The organism is Streptomyces sp. SCUT-3, assembly GCF_014083985.1.
GTDB lineage: Bacteria > Actinomycetota > Actinomycetes > Streptomycetales > Streptomycetaceae > Streptomyces_H > Streptomyces_H thermolineatus.
The window spans coordinates 983,462-1,004,871 of sequence record NZ_CP046907.1 but is presented as its reverse complement, the minus strand read 5'-3'; the positions used below and the strand labels follow the sequence as shown (position 1 = coordinate 1,004,871).

Genomic DNA, 21,410 nt, shown 5'->3' with positions numbered 1-21,410 from the left:
TGGGGGGATCGTAGCCAGACTGTGCGGAATGAGGAAGAGCACGGAGAAGACCGGGAAGAACGCGGGAACGGAACGGGTCGCGGCCGCCGGCGGGGCGGGGGAGGCCGCCGGGGCGGAGGCCGCGCCGCGGGCCCGGCGGCGCGGTCGGCCTCCCCGGGACCGGTCGGGGCCTCCCACCTCCGAGCGGATCCTGTCCGAGGCCACCGCCCTGTTCGCCCGGCACGGCATGGAGGGGGTGTCCATGCGCGACATCGCGGGCCGGGTCGGGATCGACGTATCCAGCATCCACCACCACTTCGCGACCAAGGAGTCGCTGTACGACGCCTGCTTCGCCAGGGTCTTCGAGGCCGAACGGGCCGGTCTGGCCCCCGCGGTCCGGGGCCTGACCGAGGCGGTGCGCTCGGGCCCCGACGGCAGCGGCGTGGTGGAGGCGCTGCGCGACCTGGTCGACGCGTTCGTGGACTTCCTCGACGACCACCCCCACACCACGTTCCTGTGGCTGCGGCGCTGGCTGGACCCCACCCGTCACTCGCCCCTGGACGAGGCGTACGCACTGCCGATCTACCACGAGATCGAGCAGGCCCTGCTGGACGCGGCCGGCCGCGGCGCCGTCGTGGAGCCGACGCCGCACGTCACCGTCCGCAGCCTGGTGTGGGCGGCGCACGGCCACGTGGCCGCCCTGACGGCGGCCGGCGGCGACGCGGTGGCAGCGGCCCGGGAGAAGCGCGAGTTCCGCGCCTACGCCCACCGCTTGATCGGCCGCCTCTACGCACCCCCTGGTGCGGACGCCGAGCGTGACTCATAATCCATCACCCGATGGATTATGAGAGGCTGTGTGACGGTGTGATGGGGACGAGCGCGAGCAACCCGGAGCCGGAAACGACCGGGCCGGAAACCACCGGGCAGGGCACTGCGGAGCCCGGTGCGGCGGAGTCCGGTGCGGCGGAGTCCGGTACGGCAGGGCCCGGTGCGCCAGGGCCGCAACCGACGGGGCCGTCGGGCCCCGCGCCGACGGGCCCCGTCGACCCCGCCCCGGCGGGTCCGGGAGGCTTCGGCCCGGGGACGACGGTCGTCGTCGGCGGCGGCGCCGCGGGCATAGCCGCGGTCAAGGCCCTGGTCGAGGCGGGCGTCCCCGTCGTCGGCGTCGAGCGCGCGCCCGCCCTCGGCGGACTGTGGCGGCTGGACGACGACACCGCCGCCTACGAAGGGCTGCGGCTCAACACCAGCAAGCCGCGCACCCGGTTCTCCGACCACCCCATGCCTCCGGAGTGGCCGGACTACCCCGACCGTGCCCGGATGCTGGAGTACCTGCAGGGCTACGCCGACCGCTTCGGCGTCACGGAGAGGTTCCGGCTGGGCACCACCCTGGTCTCCGCCCGCCGCACCGGCGACGGGTGGGAACTCGAACTCGACGGCCCCGGCGGGCGCAGCCGCGAGACCGCCGGGCACCTGGTGGTGGCCAACGGCCACAACCACATCCCCCGCCACCCCGACCCGCCCTACCCGGGCAGCTTCACCGGCACCGAGTCGCACGCGCACACCTACCGCACCCCGGAGGAGTTCGCCGGCCGGCGGGTGCTCGTCGTCGGCACCGGGAACTCCGCGATGGACATCGCCACCGAACTCGCCGGCCACGCGGACACCGTGCTGCTGTCGGCCCGCCGCGGGGTGTGGGTGCTGCCCAAGCGGCTCCTCGGCCGCCCCTCCGACCAGCTCAACGGCGCCCTGGCCGCCGTCCTCCCGTGGCGGGTGCGACAGGCGGTCTCCCAGGCGGTGCTGCGGCTGGCAGGCCCCCGGCTGCCGGCCGGCCCGCGCCTGCCCGCCCCCCGCCGGGGCGTCCTCCAGGACCACCCGACCCTGAGCGACACCGTCCCCGCCCTGGTCGCGCAGGGCCGGATCCTCGTCCGGCCGGGCATCTCCCGCTTCGAGGAGGGGCGGGTGCACTTCACCGACGGCACGGCCGACGAGGTCGACCACGTCGTCTGGTGCACCGGGTACCGGGCCGCCGTGCCGTTCCTGGAGGGCGGGGAGGGCGGGGAGGCGGACGACCCGTCGCGCCTGCTGCTCCACCGCCACGTCTTCCCCCTCGACGACGACGCGCTCTCCTACGTCGGGCTGATGCAGTCCACCGGGTCCGCGCTGCCCGTCGTCGAGGCGCAGGCACGGCTCGTGGCGGCCGTGCGCTCCGGCGCCCACCGGCTGCCCGGCCGCGACGCCATGCGCGCGGCCGCCGTCGAGGAGCTGGGGGCGGCCCGCGCCCGCTGGGGCGACCGCCGCCCGCACATGCGCATCGACGTCGACCAGTACCTGCGCACCGTCCGGCGCGAACTGCGCCCGCCCCGGACGCCGGGCCCCACGCCGGGCCCCCACGCCCTGTCCGGCCGCCGGATCGTGCTCACCGGGGCGGCCGGAACCTTCGGCCGCGCCATGAGCGCGCGCTTCACCGAACTGGGCGCGCACGTGGTCGGACTGGACCTGGTGCGCCCCGACGACGCCGGCATCCGGTTCGTCCCCTGCGACCTCACCTCCCCGGAGGCCGTCGACGCGGCGGTCGCCGAGGCGGCGGCCCTGCTCGGCGGCATCGACCTGCTGGTCAACAACGCCGGCCGCGGCGGACCGGCCCCGGCCGAACTCCCGCCGGGGGAGGAGGTGCGGGCACAACTGGAGCTGAACCTGCTCGGCGCCTGGCACACGACGGCCGCCGCCGTGCCGCACCTGGAACGCTCCCGCGGGCGGGTGGTCTTCATCGCCTCGCGGATGGCACTCCTGCCCCTGCCATTGGCAGCCGCGTACGGCGTCTCCAAACGCGCCCTGGCCGCCTACGCCGACGCGCTCCGGCTCGAGGTCGGCACCCACATCGGGGTGACGACGGTGTACCCGAGCATGGTGCGCAGCCCGATCCACGACAGCACCCGGCGGGCCGGCCTCTCCCTGGACGCCGTCTCCCGGCCGGAGCCGGTCGAGGGCGTGGTCGCGGCGGTCGTCGCCGCGGCCACCGCGCGCCGCGCCCCCAGGGACCTGGCGACCACCGCCCGCGGGCGCGTCGAGACGGCGCTGGCCCGGCACGCGCCGCGCCTGGCCGACCGCCTGGTGCGCCGCACCGTCGCCGCACGGATCGCCGCCGGCGACTTCGCCGACGCCCCCATGGCCGCCCCCATGGTCCGCCGCCACGGCGGATGACCCCGCCGCCCCGCGTGCCGGGCCCCGTGTCAGGGCCCGTCCCGTGCCGGTCCCGCTCCGGCCGGGCGGGCGGGCACGCCGACGGCGCTGCCCCCTTCACGGGGTGGGGGCAGCGCCGGGCGGGGAGATCAGACGGGAAGGCCGGTGGCCGAGGAGGTCAGCAGGACACGCGGCCGTCGTCCCAGCGGTCCCAGCTGCACCGGTCGACGAAGCGGTCGTCGTCGCGCAGGGTGATCCGGCCGCTGCGGTTGTCGAACTGGTGGCGGTCGCGGTCCTGGTAGACGTGATCGCGGTTGTCGCGGCCGTGGCCGGTGTGGACCTTCACCTCCTCACCGCCGCGCAGGGTCATGCGGCCGAAGCGGTAGGAGCGGCCGTCCCAGTCGAGGGTGTAGCCCCCGAGCCGGACCCGTTCGCGCGAGGTGTTCTTCACCAGCACCCACTCGCCGTTCAGGCTGCGGTCGGTGCGCAGGTCGGGGCCGGGGCTGTCGTACTGGACCGCCCGCAGGACGAGTCCGTGGCCGCGGTGGCGGCCGCGGTCCCGGTCCCGGTCGCGGTCGCGGTCGCGGTCATCCCAGTCCCGGTCCCAGTCCCGGTCCCAGTCCCGGTCCCGGTCGTGACGGTCCCGGTCGCGGTCGCGGCCGTCGTGGTCCCGGTCGTGGCGGTGCTCGTGGCGGTGGTCGCGGTCGCGGCCGCCGTCGGAGGCGGAGGCCGGGAGCGCGGCGGCTCCCAGCAGCGCTCCGGTTGCCAGGGCGGCAGCGGCCAGACGTCTGGTACGGGACATGGCGGTCCCTCACTTTCCGTACAGCAACGGGCCGGTGAGCGGCCCGTGACGTTCCGATGGTGCAAACCCGGCATCGCGCCGGGATCCACAGATTTGCACGCAAGAAACGTTCATTCGCCGATGGACGCGTCACGTTACAGAACAGGGACATATGGCCATGAAAAGTCTTATCGGCGGTTCGTATCCCCGGCGTGAGGTGCGGCCCTGTCGCCCGGTGGTCGATGCGGTCGGTCGCCCGGCGTCGCGGCCGGGGTGCACCCTGTGTGGCCGGTTCGAACGTGTTCGATGTCACCCCCTCCCAAATATTCATTCCAGATGCTTATTTGATAATTTCTGGGTGTGCGCCTGACGAAGTTCACCGACCTGGCCCTGCGTGTGGCCATGCTCCTCGCCGCCCGTACCGAGGAGGCGGAGCTCCTCCGCACCCGGGACGTGGCCGAGGCGCTGGCGGTGCCGTACTCGCACGCCGCGAAGGTGGTCAGCCGCCTGCAGCACCTCGGGGTCGTCGAGGCCCGGCGGGGCCGGGGCGGGGGACTGGCCCTCGCCGGGAGCGGCGCCGACGTCTCCGTCGGGCGGCTGGTCCGCGAACTCGAGGGGGAGGGCGACGTCGTCGGGTGCGACGACGAGCCGCCCTGCCCGCTGCGCCGCGCCTGCCGCCTGCGCTCCGCCTTGCGCACCGCCCAGGAGGCGTTCTTCGCCAGCCTGGACCCGCTGACCGTCGCCGACCTGACCGCGGCCCCCACCGGGCCGGTGCTCCTCGGACTCGGCCCCACCGTGACAAGCCCGCCCCCCGTGTCCCCCTGACGGCGCGCCGCGACCCGCGGCGCCGCACCATCGCCGTAAATCGGCATTCAAGATTCGCATTAGGGAGAGTCCATGCTGTCCGCCTCCTCCGCAGCCGTCGTCCGCGAGACGCTGCCCGTCGTCGGCGCCGCCATCGGCGACATCACCCCCGTCTTCTACGGGAAGATGTTCGCCGACCACCCCGAACTGCTCGACAACCTGTTCAACCGCGGCAACCAGGTCAACGGCGAGCAGCAGAAGGCACTGGCCGGCTCCATCGCCACGTTCGCCACCCTGCTGCTGGAGCGCCCCGACGACAGGCCGGACGCCATGCTCGCCCGCATCGCGCACAAGCACGTGTCGGTCGGCGTCACCGAGGACCAGTACCCGCTGGTGCACCACTACCTGTTCGCCGCCATCGTCGAGGTCCTCGGGGACATCGTGACCCCCGAGGTCGCCGCCGCCTGGGACGAGGTCTACTGGCTGATGGCCAAGTCCCTCATCGCCGCCGAGAAGACGCTGATGGCGCAGGCGGGGAGCGACCGGTACGGCCAGTGGCGCCCCTGGCGCGTCGACGCCCGCACGGAGGAGACCGCCGACGTCGTCTCCTTCCTCCTCTCCCCGGCCGACGACGCCCCCGTCCCCGGCTTCCGCCCCGGCCAGTACGTCAGCGTCGCGGTCGACCTGCCCGACGGCAGCCGGCAGCTGCGCCAGTACAGCCTCTCCAGCGGCCCGCTCGCCGAGCAGCGCCGCCTCACCGTCAAGCGCGTCCACGGCGGCGGCCGGCCCGCCGGCGAGGTCTCCGACCACCTGCACCGCCACACCCGCGAGGGCGACCTCCTCCAGCTCTCCGCGCCCTTCGGCGACATCGCCCTGGAGGACGGCGACGGCCCCCTCCTGCTCGCCTCGGCAGGCATCGGCATCACCCCCATGATCGGCATGCTCAGGCACCTGTCGGACACCGGTTCCCGACGCCGCGTCGTCGTCGTGCACGCCGACCGCAGCGAGGACGACCACGCGATGCGCGCCGAGCAGGCCGCCCTCGTCGACGCGCTCCCCGGCGCCGAACTCCACCTGTGGTACGAGCAGGGCGCCCGCGACGGTGAAGCCAGGACCGGTCTGTGCGACCTCTCCGTCCTGGACCTGCCCGCCGGCACGACCGCCTACCTGTGCGGCCCGGTGCCCTTCCTGAAGGCCACCCGGGAGGACCTGCTGCGTGGCGGAGTCGCGGCCCGCGACGTGCACTACGAGGTGTTCGGCCCGGACCTGGGCCTGGCCTGATCATGGTCCCGCCCCCGGGTGCCGGCTCCGACTCGGCGCCCGGGGGCGGGACAGGACCGGGCCGGACCCCGGCCGGCCCCCGCCCGCCGTACCCGCCGTACCCGCCGCGCCACGAGGAGAAGACGATGCCGACCGACACCCCGCACGGCCCCGACGAACCCGGCCGGTCCGACGAGCCCGCCGAGCCTGCCGGGTCCGCCGGGGCCTCCGGGCCCGCGGACCGGGCGCGCCTCCTGTGCGACGTGCGGGCCCTCGCCGCCGAGACCCCCGCCGAACGCGGAGGCGCGGTCTGGCGGTTGGACGAGCCCGGCCGTCAACTGGACTCCAACCTCGTCCACCTCCCGCCCGGCCGTCGCGTCGACACCCACGCCGAACCCGACCTCGACGTCCTCCTCCTCGGCGTGGACGGAAGCGGTGTCCTCGACACCCCGGACGGCCCGGTCCCCCTGGCCCCCGGCTCCCTGGTCTGGCTGCCCCACGGCTCCACGCGCGCCCTCACCGCGGGCGAACGCGGCCTGGCGTACCTGACCGTCCACCGGCGCCGCCCCGGAATGCAGATCCGTACCCGCCCCGGCGGGTGACCGCAGGCCCGTCGGGGCCGCACCACGAGCGCCCCGTCGAGCCGGCACCCCCAGCCCGCCCGTCCGTCCGTCCGTTTGCCCGGCCCGGCCCGTCCGCGCCCTCGTCGGTGCCGGTCACCGGCGCGGACGGGGAAAGGGCAGGGCCCGGACCGCGCGGTGCAGCAGGCCGTGGCGGGCAGGAGGCGGCTCGCCCAGGGAGGCGCCCACCCGGTGCAGGTAGCTGAAGTCGTGCTCGCGGGCCTCCTTCGCCGCGGGCCGGACCTCCCGGGTCGCCACGTTCAGGGTGTAGCCGCCGACCGTTCCCAGGACCCATTCCAGGCCGGGCGCCAGGTGCGCGCCGGCGCCCGCGGCCCCGAGGGCGACGGCGACGGTCACCGAGCGGCTGACCCAGGCGGTGCGCGAGGCGCGCACCGCGGCCCGGTAGTCGCCGACCGCCTGGTCGATCTCGCGGCGCAGCCGGGCGAGGACGTCCGCCGGGTGCTCGTAGTCGCGGCGCAGGTCACCGAGCATGCGGTGCAGGGCGCGCATCAGGCGCAGGCGCTCGTCCCGGTGGCGTTCGCGGAACGCCAGCACCTCGGCGGTGGGCGTGCCCGGGGCGGGGAGGGGGAGGAGCCGGCCGAGCTCCATCTCCCAGGAGAGGACGGGGCGCCCCGCGGGGGAGGGCCGCAGGGCCCACCGGTGCGCCTCCTCCCGGTCCGTGTACGGGAAGTGGGCCGTACCGGACCGGGATGCGTCGTCGGCGATGCCGCGCACCACGGTCCCGACGACGAACTGCTGCACCTCCTCCGCGACCGACAACGCGTAGCCCTCCGGGAGGTCGGGGCGCTGCACCTCCTCGGCCAGGCCCAGCTCGCACAGCAGCTCCTCCAGCCGCCAGTGGGTCTTCATCGGGATGATGAAGTGACCGGGGGAGGCCGGGGGCCGGGGCGGCCTCCCGCTCCCGGCCATCCGCCGCAGCCCGTCCTCCAGGATCACCCAGGTGGGGTCCGGCTCGTCCGGCGGGCACGCCTCGGGCCTGTGGTGCAGCGGGTACAGCAGGTCGGGGTCCACCACGAGCGGGGAGTACAGGCCCCGGTCCCGGAGTTCTTGCAGGTCGGGGCGGAGGAGGTCGAGGGCCGGTTCGGGGGTGCGGGACGGTGGCCGCCGGCCGGGCGCGGGAAGGGCGCGGGGCACGACCGAGGAGATCCCGTCCCAGTACAGAAGCGCTTGGTGCACGACCTCCGCAGGAGGGTTGACCAGCGGGTGGTAGAGCATCACTGCCACGACGTCCCCCTGCGCGTGTTGCGATTTCGGAGCGCCAAGCTACACCGCGGCGCTCGCCCCCGGCACCGCCCCCGGTGCCCCGGAGGCCGGGCGGTGTCTCCTCCGGCGGATGAATTCCCAGTCCTTCCGGAATTACGGGGGAACGCCGGTGGCCCCGAGGAATTCCTCGGGGCCACCGGCGTTCCTGGGGCCCTCAGGTGTCCGCCGTCTCCGTCATGGAGTTCTTGTACCGGGCGACGACCGAATGCGGAATTCGGCCCTTCGTGTTCACCTCGATGCCGTTCTCGAGCGCCCACTTGCGAACGACGGAAGGGTCGGGCTCGGAATTGCGGTTCGGGATGCCCGCCTGCCCCGCGCCGGCCTCCTCCTCGGCGACGTCGATGTACCTCGCGAGAAGCCGGGCGAACTCCTCCTTCTCGCTCTCCGTGAGGTCGACGGTGTACCGCTTGCCGTCGAAGGCAAAGGACACGGACTCGGCGTCCGGCTCTCCGGAAAGGTCGGACTCGATGATGAACCGCTTTGCCATTCGGCTTCCTCCTCCTGCTTGGGACGGCAAAAGAATACCAGAAATACGCATCCTCTTTAAAATTCCCCTCAAGGCTGATCCGGGCCCTGCTCCCGGCTCCGGCAAGGGCGCCGACGGGCTTGCTGCCGAATCGGATTCCTTGTCGATTCCTTTTTGCGGGCTCTTCGGGCGGGAGGGGAATTCCGAACGAATGAGAATCCGCCGGAAGACCTCCGGAAGCCTCCCCGGCAGGGGCGGTGGGCCGGCCCCTGCATGGGCATGTGCAAGGTGCGCAGCCTCCGTCCCTGCCCCCGGCTGCGCCGTTCCGCCCCGTCCTCTTCCGGGCGCGCCGGTGCGGGCCGGTGCGGGGCCGTGCTCCCCGTTCCCGCACAACGCGTCCGCGCCGGTCGTACCGGGGTACTTGTCCCGGACCCGCCCGGCCATCACGATGGTGGGTCGTACAGGACGGACGAACGGACGAAGGGTGGGGCGTACCGTGTCGGATCTGGCCTCTTCCGACCGCAGGGCCTTCCTCACCGCCACCGCGGCGGCGGAGACGACGGCTGCGGACGCCCCGGTGCCCGGCGGCACCCCGCCGGTACCGCCCGCACCCGGTGGCGCCCCGGCGCGGCCCGCGGACGGCACCGAAGCGGCCCCGCACGCAGATCGGGAACTGCGCGAACTGCTGGAGGAGGTCGATCCCGGCCGCATCGAGGACACGGTGCGCCGCCTGGCGGCCTTCGGCGCCCGCCACACCCTCTCCAGCCAGACCGACCCCGAGCACGGCATCGGTGCCGCCCGTGACTGGGTCCACGCACGGATGAAGGAGTGCGCGAGGGTCTCCGGGGGCCGGATGAGCGTCCGGCTGCAGTCCTGGATCCAGGAGCCGGACTCCCTGGTCCCCACCCCCACCCGCATCACCAACGTGCTGACCACCCTGCGGGGGACCTCCGCGCCGAACCGGGTGTACGTGGTCTCCGGCCACTACGACTCCCGCGCCTGCGGTGCGGCGGCCGCCGACGGCGACGGCCCCCGCGCGGACGACGACGCGTCCGGGGTGGCGGTGGTCATGGAGCTGGCCCGGGTGCTGGCCGCGCGCCGCACCGCCGCGACCGTCGTCCTCGCCGCGGTCGCGGGGGAGGCGCACGGACTGTACGGGGCGTCGCACCTGGCCGGTGAGCTGAAGGCCGCGGGCATGGACGTGCAGGGGGTGTTCGCCGTCGACGCCGTCGGCGGCGGTGCCGCGGGGGAGGCCGGTGCTGCGGAGGACGGCGGTGCCGCGGAGGACGGCGCCCGCGCCCCGCGCGCCGTGCGGCTGTACGCCCAGGGCGCGCCGGCCGGCGGGAAGGACGACTCCCCCTCGTGCCGGCTGGCCCGTTCCGTCCGCGACGCGGCGGGCGACACCGCCGAGGTGGACGTGCGGGTGGTCCACGGGGACGACCGCGACCGGTGGGCCGGGGACCACGTCCCGTTCCTGGAGCGCGGCTGGCCGGCCGTCCGCTTCGCGGAGCCCGGCGGGGACGCGCGGCGCCCGTGCGACGTCGACCACACCGCGCGGGTGGCCCGGGTGACCGCCGCGGCCCTGTGGACCCTGGCCCAGGCGCCCGGTGCCCCGGCCGGAGTGCAGGTCCGCACCGACGAACTGGGCGCCTCCGCCGAACTGCGGTGGCGGCGGGGCACCGAGTCCGGCCTGGCCGGCTACGAGGTGGTGTGGCGCGGGGCCGCCGAGCCGGAGTGGACGCACGTGGTCCAGGCGGGGGACACCGTGCAGCACACCGTGGGACTGTCCGGCGACGACGTCTTCTTCGGCGTGCGGGCGGTCGGCCGCAACGGGCTGCGCAGCCCCGTCGCCCTTCCCGCACGCCCCCGCTGAGGCCCGTGCCCGCCGGGCCGCCCGCCCGCGTACCGGCAGGGCGCCGCGCCGGTCGCGGCGCGGCACCGCCTCAGAGCCGGCGGTACATGATGTGCAGGCCGACGCAGCCCTTCTCCGGGTGGGCGAAGGCCTCCGGGACGGTGGCCAGGACCTCGAAACCGAGGGAGCGCCACAGGGCCACCGCCCGGGTGTTGGACTCCACCACCGCGTTGAACTGCATCGCTCGGTAACCGTCCGCCCTTGCCAGTTCCAGCACGTGCTCGCCCAGCGCCCTGCCCACGCCGCGCCCGGACCGCCGGGGGTCGACCAGGAAACTGGCGTTGGCGACGTGCGAGCCGGGACCCGCCAGGTTCGGGTTGGTCTTGGCCGTGCCGAGGACGGTCCCGTCGTCGTCCACGGCGACGACGGTGCGTCCCGGGTTCGGGAACCACAACGCCCGTGCCGTCTCCTCGTCGATGTCGCGGGGCCAGGTGTAGGTGTCGCCCGCGGCCGCGATCTCGCGGAGGAACGGCCAGACGGAAGACCAGTCGGTCGAGGTCGCTTCCCTGATCAGCATGGGCCCAGCATCGCTCACCCCGACCCGGCCCTCCAAAGGGTCCGCGGACGCCCGCTCCCGGCGGCGAAGGGGCGAGGAGGGAGGGAGGAGGGCGGCGGGTGCGGCCGGGCGGAGCAAAAGACGACTGTCCGCCCGCACGCCGGGTACCCGGAACCGTGCCGTCCGGTTCCGGGGGTCGTCCGTGCCCGCCCGCCCGGGCCTTGCCGCAGGGACGCAACCGTGCCGGAGGAGCCACCGTGAGACGACGCCGCCCCCGCTCCGCGCCCCGCGCTCCGAGGAGGCCGCTGCCCCGGTCCCTCGCGGCGCTGCTGCTGTGCACCGGGGCCGCCGCGTGCAGCTCCGTCCCGCCCGTTCCCGCCGGCCAGGACGGCTCGCGTCCGCAGCCCTCCGCCTCCGCGTCCGGCACCCCCCCCCGCCCCCGAGCCCGACACCGCCGCGTACCGGCGCATCCTCCCCGTGCCGGTCTCCGCCCGGGCCGCGGCGGCGGCCTTCCGGATCGGCCCCGACACCCGGATCCACGTCCGCGCGGCAGAGGGAACCGGGAAGGCGGAGGCGGACCGGGCCGCGCGCGTCGGCGACCGCCTCGCGGACGTGCTGCGCCCCTCGACCGGTTACCGCCTGCCCCTGGACCGCTCCCCGGCCCCGGACGGCATCGTGCTCTCCCTCGAGGAGGGCCGTGACGGGGCAACGGCCGGACTCGGCGCCGAGGGCTACCGGCTCACCGTCACCGGACGGGCGGTGACTGTCCGCGCCGCACGCGCCGCCGGTCTGTTCCACGGCGTGCAGACGCTGCGCCAGCTCCTCCCGCCGGCCGTGGAGGAGGACCGGCGCGTGCCGGGCCCGTGGACCGTGCCGGGCGGCGAGGTCGTCGACCGGCCCCGCTACGGCTACCGCGGGGCGATGCTGGACGTCGCCCGGCACTTCTTCACCCCCGCCCAAGTCAGGCGCTACATCGACCAGCTGGCCCTGTACAAGGTCAACCACCTGCACCTGCACCTCACCGACGACCAGGGCTGGCGGATCGCCGTCGACAGCCGCCCCGAGCTGACCGCCAAGGGCGCCTCCACCGCGGTGGGCGGCGGGAAGGGCGGGTACTACACCAAGGCCCAGTACCGCGCCCTGGTGCGGTACGCGGCCGACCGTCACATCACCGTGGTCCCCGAGATCGACATGCCGGGCCACACCACGGCCGCCCTGGCCTCGTACCCCGAGCTGAACTGCGACGGCACCGCCCCGCCCGTCTACACCGGCACCCAGGTGGGCTTCAGCTCGCTGTGCGTCGGCCGCAGCAGCACCTACGACTTCGTCGAGGACGTGGTGCGCGAGGTCGCGGAGCTGACCCCGGGCAGGTACCTGCACATCGGCGGCGACGAGGCGGACGCGACCACCCCGGCCGACTACGCGGCCTTCATGGAACGGGCGCAGCGGATCGTCCGCGACCACGGCAAGACGGTCGTCGCGTGGCACCAGCTCGCCGCCGCCGACCCCGCAGAGGGGGCGGTGGTGCAGTACTGGGGCCCCGCCGGCCGCGACGCGGAGCAGACCGCGGCCGCGGCCCGGGCCGGGACGCGGCTGATCCTCTCCCCGGCCGACCACGCCTACCTGGACGCCAAGTACGAACCGGGCACAGAGCCGGGAGTGACGTGGATGGGGAACGTCGAGGTGCGCCGGGCCTACGACTGGGACCCGGCGAAGCTGCTGCCGGGCGCCCCCGCCTCCTCCGTGACGGGCGTCGAGGCCCCGCTGTGGTCGGAGACGATCCGCACCGGTGACGAGATCGAGTACATGGCCTTCCCCCGGCTCGCAGCGGTCGCCGAGATCGGCTGGTCCCCGGCGTCCTCCCACGACTGGGAGGCGTTCCGCGGGCGCCTGGCGGCCCAGGCCCCGCGATGGGAGGTCCTCGGCATCGACTACCACCGCTCGCCCCAGGTGCCCTGGGCGCCGGGGTCCGGGACCGCCGGCCCCTGAGGCCGCCGGTCCCGGGGCGCGGTGTCGCGCGGAGTGCCCGGGGTCCTGGTGCGGGCGTCGTTCGTCAGCGGCCTCGGCCGGTGTCGTCGTGGGTCCCCGCGGCCGGGACGAGGCCCGCACCGTGCTGCGCGGCTCTCGGGGACTCCCAACCGGTGTCCTGGGGGAAGGTGGGCGAGGAAAAGACGGCCAAGCACACGGACAATGAGAGAACGGTTATTGCTCGGACAACTGAAGATGACATCGTGGCGTTTCCCCCGGAGTCCTTCCCTCTCTGCCCGGCCTTCGCCGGACCCTCTTCTTCCGTCGCCATTCTTGTCGTTCCCGAAGTGATCCGGGGTGGATTTCCGGGCGGGGTTGCGCCAGGCGCGGAACGACAGCAAAGGATGTGGGACAAGTCGGTTTTGCGCGATTTTTCCACGGGGTTTCGGTGTGAATGGCGCGCATGTCCCTCTTGTTGCAGTGGCGGCAGAGAGCCAGTCGAAAGCGCGCCAGGGCATCGGCTGGACTTTCTTTCCGGCGGGTGACGAGCATGAGGGCAGGGCGTGCGAAAAGCGGCCCGGGGGAAACGACCGAGAGAGAGAAAGATGCCGAAGTTACCGGACAGCGTCCTCTCCTGCTTCGACGTCAACGGGGACCTCCTGCCCGAAGACGTCCTGAAGTACGCCTTTCACCAGCTCCTGTCGAACAACGGCTACGTGCAGGTGGTGGACGTCCCCGAGAGTTTCGACCACGTCGCGTTCCTGAAGGAACTGGGCGACTTCCAGCCCACGCCCACGGGGACCGTGGTCGGCGACCTCAAGCCGGAGTCCGACATGGACGACATCTACCACGCGCAGAACCGCAGGCCGCTGGTGCCGCACACCGAGGGGTACGAGTTCCGCGGCCTGCCGCCCCGCTACCTCTCCCTGTGGTGCGTCAAGCCCGCCTCGGGGGCCGGGGGAGAGACGACGATGCTGGACGGCCGGCGCGTCCTCGAGGAGTTCACCGAGGAGGAGCAGCGCCACTTCCGCGAGACCGTCTACCACTGGAAGTCCACGGAGGGCCTGGCCCGCCGCGGTGTCGCCCTCGACGCCGAGCACCCGGTCCTGGAGGACCGCGGGGACGAGACGGTCTTCCGGTTCTCCTTCAACAACCTGGTCGTCCCGGAGGGCGACGAGCTCGCGGCCAGGCTCCTGAGGCGGGGCAAGGAGATCTACGACGAGAGCCACGTCGCCGTGCGCTACCGCGCGCGGGACATGATCGTGTGGGACAACTGGCGCATGATGCATTCCCGCAACGCCTTCGACGACCCCACCCGTCACCTCAAGCGGGTGCAGATCGCCGCACCGGTCGTCGCGTAACCGGCCCTCCCCCGCGCCGGCCGCCGGTACGGTGCTCGACGGTGCGGGTCCCGCCGCCGTACGCGGGCGGCGGGACCCGCACCGTCGGACCGCGCACGAGGAGCGTGCGCAGCGAGAAGGGAACCCGAGACGTGGTACGTGTCGCCGTGATCGACGACTACGCAGGAGCAGCGGCCGCGCTGGACTGCTGGGCGGACCTGCCGGACGGGGTGGAGGCCGTGTTCTTCGACGACCACGTCACCGACCCGGACGAACTCGTCGAACGGCTGGGCCCCTTCGAGGCCGTGATCGCGATGCGCGAGCGCACCCCCTTCCCCGCGGCCCTCCTGGAACGGCTTCCCGCGCTGCGCCTGCTGGTCACCACCGGGATGCACAACGCGGCCGTGGACATCGAAGCGGCCCGGGCCCTCGGCGTCACGGTCTGCGGCACCCGCCTCAGGCCCTACCCGGCCGCCGAGATGACATGGTCCCTGATTCTGGGGCTGGTGAAGCGGACCTGCGCCGAGGACGCCGCGCTGCGCTCCGGGGTGTGGCAGACCGGCCTCGGGCGTGATCTGGACGGCGCGGTCCTGGGCGTCGTCGGTCTCGGGAAACTGGGCAGCAGGGTGGCCGCCGTGGGCCGGGCCTTCGGCATGGAGGTCCTGGCCTGGAGCCAGAACCTGACGCCGGAGCGGGCGGCCCGGGAAGGCGCACGGGCCGTGTCCAAGGAGGAGTTGCTGCGCCGCTCGGACGTGGTCACACTCCACCTCAGGCTGAGCGGGCGCACCCGCTCGGTGCTCTCCGGACCGGACCTGCGGCTGATGAAGCCCACTGCGTACCTCGTCAACACCTCGCGCGCCCCGCTCGTGGAGGAGGCAGCGTTGCTGACCGCGCTGCACGAGGGATGGATCGCAGGCGCCGGGCTGGACGTGCACCACCAGGAGCCGCTCCCGCCGGACCACCCGGTCCTGCGGGCCCCCAACACGCTTTTGACCCCGCACCTGGGCTACGCCACGCACGGCACGTTCGAACTGTGCTACTCCGACGCGGTCGAGTGCGTCTCGGCATTCCTCGCCGGGGAGCCCGTGCGGGTGCTGCCCGGGGAACCCGGAGCCGCCTGAGGCCGGCCGCTGCCCCCTCCGCCCCGGGACGCTCGCCGAACTCGTCCACGACCAGTGGTTCCGACAACCGGGAGAGCCCATGAGCGCACTCGTCACCCGTGCCGACCTGCAGCGTGCCCGCGCCGTCCTCGACGGCGTCGCCGTCCGCCTCCCGCTCCTGCGGCTCGCGGACCGGGAGCACCCCCTGCTGCTCAAGCCGGAGAACCTTCAGCCCACCGGCTCCTTCAAGCTCCGGGGTGCCTTCCACCACGTCGCCTCCCTGGACGGGGCGGTGCGGGCGGCGGGCGTCGTGGCCCACTCCAGCGGCAACCACGCGCAGGCGGTGGCCCACGCGGCTCGCGTCTTCGGCGTGCCCTGCACGGTGGTGATGCCCGACACCGCGGCGCGGGTGAAGACGGCGGCCGTGCGCGCACTCGGGGCGGAAGTGATCCTGGTGCCGGCCGGGGAGTACCGCTCCACCGCGGAGTCGCTGGCCGCCGGACTCGGACGCGTCCTGGTGCCCCCGTACGACGACCTCCACGTCATCGCGGGCCAGGGGACCGTCGGGCTGGAGATCGTGGAGGACCTGCCGGCCGACGCCACGGTGATCGTCCCGGTCGGAGGTGGCGGCCTGCTGTCCGGCGTCGCCGCGGCGGTGAAACTGCTGCGCCCGGCCTGCCGGGTGGTCGGGGCGGAGCCGGCCCTGGCCGGCGACGCGGCCGTGAGCTTCCGCACCGGCCGTCTCGTGGCCTGGACGGCGGCCGAGACGGCGCGCACCGCCGCCGACGGACTGCGCGCACCCGCCCTGGGCGCGCTGACCTGGCGCCACGTGCGCGCGTACGCGGACGGGATCATCACCGTCACCGAGGAGGAGATCCGGCGGGCGACGGCCTTCCTGGCAGCCCGCGCCCGCATGGTCGCCGAGCCCTCGGGCGCCGTCGCCACGGCGGCGTATCTCTTCCACCGTGCCGAACTGCCCCCCGCCGACACCTACGTGGCCGTCGTCAGCGGAGGCAACATCCACCCCGAGGATCTGCGGGCGGTCCTGGCCGCGGAGACCTGCTGATCCGAGGAGACGATGCCCTGTGTCCGTGGATCGCACCCACTCCGCCGCCCCCGGTCCCGCGCCGGCCCGCTCGGCGGTGGTGGTCGCGCTCGCCGGCGGCCGCCGGATCGCCGTGGACGCCATCGCCGCGGGGCGACCGCTCCGGTGCGCGGCGGGCAGGGCGCCGCCCGGTGCAGGAAGGGGGTTGGTGAACGCGAGAATATGAGCAGTCTACGAGCGGGAGAAACCGTCCCGTCGCCACCGTCGGTGCATGCCACGATGCGTTCCGTAGGAAAAGACCTGGGGGCGCTGACGGAAAATGCTTGAACTCAAAACCTTACGTCCGAGGAATGTCCTTCTCCGTGACATGGACTTCCGTGTCTACGAATACGCCGCGAACTGCGAGACGTGGGACCTCGACACCCTGGTGGCGGCACTGGGAGTGCCCCGCGATCACGCCGCGGCCTCCGTGCGCCGCCTGTTGGAGATGCGCCTGCTGCGCACCCTGGACGAGGCAGGGGAGCAGTATGCCGTGGTCAGCCCCGACTCGGCCGCGGCGCTCGCCGTCACCCCCGCGGAGAACGAACTGCGACGGCGCATGGAGGAGATCGACCACCTGCGCCACGAGATCCAGGGACTGCTGCCGGTCTACGCACGCAGCCGCGGACGGGACCGCGAACGCGACGGCCTGCAGGTCGTCGCCGATCTCGACGACGTCAGGGACATGCTTGCCCTGCAGGCCGCGCGGTGCGGCGAGGAAGTCCTGACCGCCCAGCCGGGAGGCGGCCGCAGCGTCGAAGTCCTGACGGAAGCGGCCGACCGGGACGAGGACATGCTGCGCCGGGGTGTGCGGATGCGCACCGTCTACCAGCACCCGGCACGTTTCCACCTGCCCACCACTGCCTACGTCGAGCGCCTGTCCGGCCTCGGGGGCGAAGTGCGCACCACCGGCGCCAGCCTGATGCGGCTGATCGTCTTCGACCGGAAAGTGGCCGTCCTCCCCCTCACCGACGGCACGTCCGGGGCCGTGGTGGTCCGCGAGCCCAACATCGTCGACTTCGTCGTCAGCGCCTTCGAGCACGTCTGGCTCGCCGCCGAACCGTTCCCGGTCGACCGCTGCCGCGACCAGTTGCGGTCGGTCTCCGAGGAGGTCGACCAGGCATTGTTGCGGCTGCTCGTCAGCGGTGAGGCCGACCGGTTGATCGCCCGTCGGCTCGGCATCTCCCTGCGCACCCTGCAGCGCCGGGTCTCCCGGATCGTGGAGCGGCTCGGCGCCGCCAACCGGCTCCAGGCGGGTTATCTCATCCACCGCTACGGTTTGGTGGGGGACTTCCACCCGGCCGGGGCCGGCGACCCGGTCGGAGGCGTACGGCCGGCCGGGGAAGCGCGTCTCACCGGGGAGACGGAACCGGCCGGGGACGGGACGAAGCCGTCGGCCCGGTCCCGTGTCCCGGCGGCGTCCTGCTCCTCGGCCGCGCCGTGACCTGACGGCGCGTTTCCTCCCCCGACGGGACCCCGGCGTCTTTCCGCCAGGCGCAAAGCCGCACGGCCGAGGACGTTGAGGGGCGCTGGAGGGCCGGAAGAATGAGGGCGGACGTGCCCCACGGTGCGTCCGCCGTTCTTCGACCGGCGGCTGTGCGCGTGTCCGGCCGTGCTGTCGGCACGGCCCCGGCGGCAGCAGCCGCTCCAGCCCAGAGGGAATGACCGCATCCATGGAATGGGAAGTTGTCCTGGCGCTGCTGGCCGTCGCCGCTCTGGCGGGCTGGATCGACGCCGTGGTCGGAGGGGGAGGCCTGCTCCAGCTGCCCGCGCTGCTCATAGGCGGCTCCTCGCTGCCGGTGGCCTCGGTGCTCGGCACCAACAAACTCGCCGCCACTCTCGGCACGCTGGCCGCGGCCCTGGCCTACCGGCGCAAGCACCCGCTCGTGCCCGAGGTGGTCGTGGTGGGCGGCGGCGCGGCCGTGGCCGGCTCCGCCGTCGGAGCGCTGGTCGCCTCCGCCGTGTCCTCCGACTTCCTGCGCCCGGTGATCCTGGTGCTCCTGGTCGCGGTGGCCTGCTTCGTGCTGCTGCGACCCGGGTTCGGGACGACGCGCACGGCCGAGGAGGGCGAGGACGCCCACCGCGGAGCCCCGCAGCGGCGCCGTGCCGCGTGGCTGACCCTGGGGGCGGGCACCGGCATCGGCTTCTACGACGGGCTCGTCGGACCGGGCACCGGCACCTTTCTGATCGTCACCTTCACCACCCTGCTGGGACTGGAGTTCATACGGGCCCTGTCCACCGTCAAGATGATCAACGTCGGCACCAACCTCGGCGCCCTTCTGGTCTTCGCCGCGCAGGGGCACGTGCTGTGGATGCTCGGCCTGGGCATGTCCTTGTTCAACGTGGCCGGAGCGCTCGTCGGGGCTCGGATGACGATGGCCCGCGGCAGCGGCTTCGTGCGGGTGGTGCTGCTGGTGGTGGTCGCGGTCATGGTCGTGCGCCTCGGCTACGACCAGTTCGCCTGATCCGTGAGCACGGTGACGGCCCTTCGAAAGATTTGGCCCTCACGGGATTCGCGCCGACCGGGACACCGTCCCTTTCGGAGGAGGCTCCTTCCGTCGTCCGGATGAGATCGTGCGGCTGAACGAAGGAGACCGGCTCTCGGAGCCACGGTGCGGGAACGCCCGCTCGGGAAGATGACACACGGCAAATCGCCAAGATCTTCCAAATCCGCCGATCGCGAGCACGGGTGTTCACGCGGTCGGCCCTGTGCATCAAGGAGGCAGTCCGATGCTTCGGGCTCTTCGCGTAGAGCTCGTAACACGATCTTGTTGAACTGCCCTGGTAGGCCGTGCCCGGTGTGACGATTCGGCCGTTCGAGAGGGTGTGACTACCCGGCCGTGGATCGTGGACGATGACCTGTGGGCGCTGATCGAGCCGCTCCTGCCACCCTGGCCCGAGAAGGCTCCCGGTCCACGGCCCGTGCCGGACCGGCTGTGCCTGCAGGGCATCCTCTACGTCCTGTACAACGACATCGCCTGGCAACTGCTCCCCCTTGAGCTGGGGTTCGGCTCTGGTCAGACCTGCTGGCGGCGCCTCGAGCGCTGGCAACAGGCCGGAGTCTTCGACCAACTGCACCGCGTCCTGCTCGCCAGGCTGCACGCGGCCGGCGAGCTGGACTGGTCCAGAGCATGCGTCGACGGTTCCCACGTCCGCGCCAAAAAGGGGGAGCCGACACCGGTCCGTCGCCGGTCGACCGGCGGAAGACGGGCAGCAAACACCACCTGATCTGCGACGGACGCGGCACCCCGCTCAAGGTCATCACCACCGCGGCCAACGTCAACGACGTCACCCAGACCCTCGCCCTGGTCGACGGAGTCCCACCCGTCGCCGGCCGCCCGGGCCGACCCCGCCGGCGCCCCGAGGCCCTCCTCGGAGACAAGGGCTACGACTCCAACCCCAACCGCCGCGAACTGCGCAAACGCCGGATCCTGCCGGTCATCTCCCGCAAGGGCAGGCCTAACATCAAGGGCCTGGGCAAGCTCCGCTACGTCGTCGAGCAGACCTTCGCCCTCCTCCACCAGTTCAAGCGCCTCGCCGTCCGCTGGGAACGCCGCACCGAGCTCCACGACGCCTTCGTCTCCCTCGCCTGCAGCCTCATCTGCTGGAGACGCCTCAAGAAGGCCAACTCATGATCGTGTTACGAGCTCGTAACAGTGGTCGGTGCCTCGGTCGCGGGCGCCATGCTCTTCGGCGGCATGGCCACGGCCGACACGAACGACTGGTACGGCTACGACGACGACCGCGGGTACGACCGCGACCACGGCTACGACCGGGACCACGGCTACGACCGCCACGACCGGGACAAGGACTCCAGGGACAAGTACGGCAAGGACAAGTACGGCAAGGGCCACAAGGGCCACAGGGACCACAAGGGCAGGGACAGGAGGGACGACAAGGACCCGGGCCACCACTTCCAGCTGTTCGACTTCAACAACAACTGCACGGCCATGATGGGCCCCTGTAACTCCCCGAAGGACGAGTCCTACAACCCGTCGCTGAACCTCCACCTGATGGGCAGCGGCAACGGCGGCAACGGCGGCAACGGCGGCAACGGGAACGGGAACGGGAACAACGGCAACAACGCCAACAACGGCAACAACGCCAACAACGGAAACAATGCCAACAACGGCAACAATGCCAACAACGGCAACAACGGCAACAACGGCAACAACGGCAACAACGGCAACGGGAACGGTGGTCTGCTCGGGCTCCTCTGAGGAGACGGAACACCCGCAGCGGTCGATGTTGCACTGACGCCTCTCCCGGGCGTCGGGGACTGATGGTCAGACCTTTTCCGGCGGTCGACGCTCGCACGCGAGCGTCGACCGCCGGAAGAGTCTGCGGGCCAAAGAATTGAAGAACTGAAGAAATGAATCGGCGTCACGGTATCAAAAGCGCCGAGTATGCAGCCGCTGCCCCACGCCCTTCCGTGCGGCGGGCACCATGGCCGCGGAGCACCAGGAGCATCATTGGAACAGTCCACCGAGAGCCGGACCGGCGTGGTCGCACCCGCACGGTCCCCCCGCTCCCTCGCCGTGTCGATCGCGATCGCCGCCGTGCTGCTGGCAGTCGCGCTGTGGCACTTCGCGATGCTCTTCCTGAGCATCGCACCCGCCAACGCGCTCACGACGAGGTACCAGAAGCAGATCAACGGCTACGTCCACCCCGAGTTCGGCCAGTACTGGCAGCTGTTCGCGCCGAACCCGCTCCAGCAGAAGAACGTGATCGAAGCCCGGCTGCTCACCGCCGGGAGCGGCGGCGAACCGCGGATCGGACCGTGGGTGAACCTCACGGCCCGGGACGACGCGGCCGTCCACCACAACCCGCTGCCCAGCCATGCTCACCAGAACATGCTCCGGCGCGCCTGGGACTTCTACTACCAGTCGCACGACGGGAAGAGCGGCAGACCGGTCGGGACGAACGGCGAGCTCTCCGCCGAGTACCTCAAGCGGATCGGGCTCCAGCGCCTCGGCGCCGGAACGGGTGGTGTCCGGCCCGCAGGCATCCAGTTCCGCGTGCGGGCTGTCCCGGTGCCGGACCCCGCCTGGAGCAAGGAGGGCCCCGAGGAGAAGACGCGCCGGGCGACGCTGCCCTGGTGGCAGGTGGACGAAGCGGACTGCAGAGGACTGTGAA

General features: G+C 73.1%; 19 protein-coding genes. 15 read left to right on the top strand and 4 right to left on the bottom strand.

The features are described from left to right. The first annotated feature begins 28 nt into the window (after window positions 1-28). Together GQS52_RS04430 and GQS52_RS04425 are read left to right on the top strand one after the other, a co-directional pair. A complete protein-coding gene (locus GQS52_RS04430; protein WP_182311756.1) occupies window positions 29-805 on the top strand; it encodes a TetR/AcrR family transcriptional regulator in 777 nt (258 codons plus the stop codon). A gap of 11 nt (window positions 806-816) precedes the next feature. After that, window positions 817-3,180, top strand: a complete 2,364-nt coding sequence (locus GQS52_RS04425; protein ID WP_259370572.1) for an SDR family NAD(P)-dependent oxidoreductase — start codon at window positions 817-819, stop codon at window positions 3,178-3,180. Window positions 3,181-3,337: 157 nt separating this feature from the next. Here GQS52_RS04425 and GQS52_RS04420 read toward each other — a convergent pair whose 3' ends face one another. After that, on the bottom strand, window positions 3,338-3,961 hold the full coding sequence (locus tag GQS52_RS04420; protein ID WP_182311755.1) for a lamin tail domain-containing protein: 624 nt from the start codon (window positions 3,959-3,961) through the stop codon (window positions 3,338-3,340). A gap of 339 nt (window positions 3,962-4,300) precedes the next feature. Between GQS52_RS04420 and GQS52_RS04415 the strand changes: the two genes are divergently transcribed. The 3 genes from GQS52_RS04415 (at window position 4,301) to GQS52_RS04405 (ending at window position 6,606) form a co-directional block, all read left to right on the top strand. After that, the gene (locus GQS52_RS04415; RefSeq protein WP_182311754.1) at window positions 4,301-4,765 is read left to right on the top strand and encodes an Rrf2 family transcriptional regulator; all 465 of its coding nucleotides are present in this window, start codon (window positions 4,301-4,303) and stop codon (window positions 4,763-4,765) included. A 72-nt stretch (window positions 4,766-4,837) separates the two neighbouring features. Further along, window positions 4,838-6,025, top strand: a complete 1,188-nt coding sequence (locus GQS52_RS04410) for a globin domain-containing protein (protein ID WP_182311753.1) — start codon at window positions 4,838-4,840, stop codon at window positions 6,023-6,025. Window positions 6,026-6,150: 125 nt separating this feature from the next. After that, the gene (locus tag GQS52_RS04405) at window positions 6,151-6,606 is read left to right on the top strand and encodes a hypothetical protein (RefSeq protein ID WP_259370571.1); all 456 of its coding nucleotides are present in this window, start codon (window positions 6,151-6,153) and stop codon (window positions 6,604-6,606) included. A 114-nt stretch (window positions 6,607-6,720) separates the two neighbouring features. Here GQS52_RS04405 and GQS52_RS04400 read toward each other — a convergent pair whose 3' ends face one another. Together GQS52_RS04400 and GQS52_RS04395 are read right to left on the bottom strand one after the other, a co-directional pair. Next, entirely contained in the window at window positions 6,721-7,860 is a 1,140-nt protein-coding gene (locus GQS52_RS04400) for a DUF6236 family protein (protein WP_259371035.1), read from the bottom strand. A gap of 202 nt (window positions 7,861-8,062) precedes the next feature. Beyond that, on the bottom strand, window positions 8,063-8,395 hold the full coding sequence (locus GQS52_RS04395; protein ID WP_182311751.1) for an Lsr2 family protein: 333 nt from the start codon (window positions 8,393-8,395) through the stop codon (window positions 8,063-8,065). Between the two features lie 475 nt (window positions 8,396-8,870). On the opposite strand from GQS52_RS04395, the gene GQS52_RS04390 reads away from it, so the two are divergent. Then, window positions 8,871-10,247, top strand: a complete 1,377-nt coding sequence (locus GQS52_RS04390) for a M28 family metallopeptidase (RefSeq protein WP_259370570.1) — start codon at window positions 8,871-8,873, stop codon at window positions 10,245-10,247. Between the two features lie 70 nt (window positions 10,248-10,317). Here the strand turns inward: GQS52_RS04390 and GQS52_RS04385 are convergent, their stop codons facing one another. Continuing rightward, a complete protein-coding gene (locus GQS52_RS04385; RefSeq protein ID WP_182311749.1) occupies window positions 10,318-10,803 on the bottom strand; it encodes a GNAT family N-acetyltransferase in 486 nt (161 codons plus the stop codon). A gap of 456 nt (window positions 10,804-11,259) precedes the next feature. On the opposite strand from GQS52_RS04385, the gene GQS52_RS04380 reads away from it, so the two are divergent. From GQS52_RS04380 to GQS52_RS04340, 9 genes are all read left to right on the top strand, one after another. Further along, window positions 11,260-12,771 carry a beta-N-acetylhexosaminidase gene (locus tag GQS52_RS04380; protein WP_275946451.1) on the top strand — a complete coding sequence of 504 codons (1,512 nt, stop codon included), beginning with the start codon at window positions 11,260-11,262 and terminating at the stop codon, window positions 12,769-12,771. 584 nt (window positions 12,772-13,355) lie between these two features. Next, window positions 13,356-14,111, top strand: a complete 756-nt coding sequence (locus tag GQS52_RS04375; RefSeq protein WP_182311748.1) for a TauD/TfdA family dioxygenase — start codon at window positions 13,356-13,358, stop codon at window positions 14,109-14,111. Between the two features lie 131 nt (window positions 14,112-14,242). Beyond that, the gene (locus tag GQS52_RS04370) at window positions 14,243-15,211 is read left to right on the top strand and encodes a D-2-hydroxyacid dehydrogenase family protein (RefSeq protein ID WP_182311747.1); all 969 of its coding nucleotides are present in this window, start codon (window positions 14,243-14,245) and stop codon (window positions 15,209-15,211) included. Between the two features lie 79 nt (window positions 15,212-15,290). Continuing rightward, window positions 15,291-16,256 (top strand): threonine/serine dehydratase, encoded by a 966-nt coding sequence (locus GQS52_RS04365; protein WP_182311746.1) that lies wholly within the window; start codon window positions 15,291-15,293, stop codon window positions 16,254-16,256. 346 nt (window positions 16,257-16,602) lie between these two features. Beyond that, window positions 16,603-17,718, top strand: a complete 1,116-nt coding sequence (locus GQS52_RS04360; RefSeq protein ID WP_182311745.1) for a LuxR C-terminal-related transcriptional regulator — start codon at window positions 16,603-16,605, stop codon at window positions 17,716-17,718. A gap of 229 nt (window positions 17,719-17,947) precedes the next feature. Continuing rightward, complete coding sequence (locus tag GQS52_RS04355) at window positions 17,948-18,739, top strand: TSUP family transporter (RefSeq protein ID WP_182311744.1); 792 nt, start codon at window positions 17,948-17,950, stop codon at window positions 18,737-18,739. A gap of 361 nt (window positions 18,740-19,100) precedes the next feature. After that, a protein-coding gene (locus GQS52_RS04350; protein WP_182311743.1) for an IS5 family transposase occupies window positions 19,101-19,909 on the top strand; the annotation gives its coding sequence in 2 pieces (ribosomal slippage) (window positions 19,101-19,449 and window positions 19,449-19,909; 810 coding nt in all). Window positions 19,910-19,930: 21 nt separating this feature from the next. Beyond that, window positions 19,931-20,494 carry a hypothetical protein gene (locus GQS52_RS04345; RefSeq protein WP_182311742.1) on the top strand — a complete coding sequence of 188 codons (564 nt, stop codon included), beginning with the start codon at window positions 19,931-19,933 and terminating at the stop codon, window positions 20,492-20,494. 252 nt (window positions 20,495-20,746) lie between these two features. Beyond that, window positions 20,747-21,409 (top strand): DUF5819 family protein, encoded by a 663-nt coding sequence (locus GQS52_RS04340; protein ID WP_182311741.1) that lies wholly within the window; start codon window positions 20,747-20,749, stop codon window positions 21,407-21,409. Window position 21,410 lies beyond the last annotated feature (1 nt).

What these genes read in the sequence shown, in the direction of transcription:
- GQS52_RS04430 (WP_182311756.1), top strand. Translation starts at nt 29, where the DNA reads ATGAGGAAGAGCACGGAGAAGACCGGGAAGAACGCGGGAACGGAACGG.
- GQS52_RS04425 (WP_259370572.1), top strand. Translation starts at nt 817, where the DNA reads ATGGATTATGAGAGGCTGTGTGACGGTGTGATGGGGACGAGCGCGAGC.
- GQS52_RS04420 (WP_182311755.1), bottom strand. Translation starts at nt 3,961, where the DNA reads ATGTCCCGTACCAGACGTCTGGCCGCTGCCGCCCTGGCAACCGGAGCG.
- GQS52_RS04410 (WP_182311753.1), top strand. Translation starts at nt 4,838, where the DNA reads ATGCTGTCCGCCTCCTCCGCAGCCGTCGTCCGCGAGACGCTGCCCGTC.
- GQS52_RS04405 (WP_259370571.1), top strand. Translation starts at nt 6,151, where the DNA reads ATGCCGACCGACACCCCGCACGGCCCCGACGAACCCGGCCGGTCCGAC.
- GQS52_RS04400 (WP_259371035.1), bottom strand. Translation starts at nt 7,860, where the DNA reads ATGCTCTACCACCCGCTGGTCAACCCTCCTGCGGAGGTCGTGCACCAA.
- GQS52_RS04395 (WP_182311751.1), bottom strand. Translation starts at nt 8,395, where the DNA reads ATGGCAAAGCGGTTCATCATCGAGTCCGACCTTTCCGGAGAGCCGGAC.
- GQS52_RS04385 (WP_182311749.1), bottom strand. Translation starts at nt 10,803, where the DNA reads ATGCTGATCAGGGAAGCGACCTCGACCGACTGGTCTTCCGTCTGGCCG.
- GQS52_RS04375 (WP_182311748.1), top strand. Translation starts at nt 13,356, where the DNA reads ATGCCGAAGTTACCGGACAGCGTCCTCTCCTGCTTCGACGTCAACGGG.
- GQS52_RS04365 (WP_182311746.1), top strand. Translation starts at nt 15,291, where the DNA reads ATGAGCGCACTCGTCACCCGTGCCGACCTGCAGCGTGCCCGCGCCGTC.
- GQS52_RS04360 (WP_182311745.1), top strand. Translation starts at nt 16,603, where the DNA reads ATGGACTTCCGTGTCTACGAATACGCCGCGAACTGCGAGACGTGGGAC.
- GQS52_RS04355 (WP_182311744.1), top strand. Translation starts at nt 17,948, where the DNA reads ATGGAATGGGAAGTTGTCCTGGCGCTGCTGGCCGTCGCCGCTCTGGCG.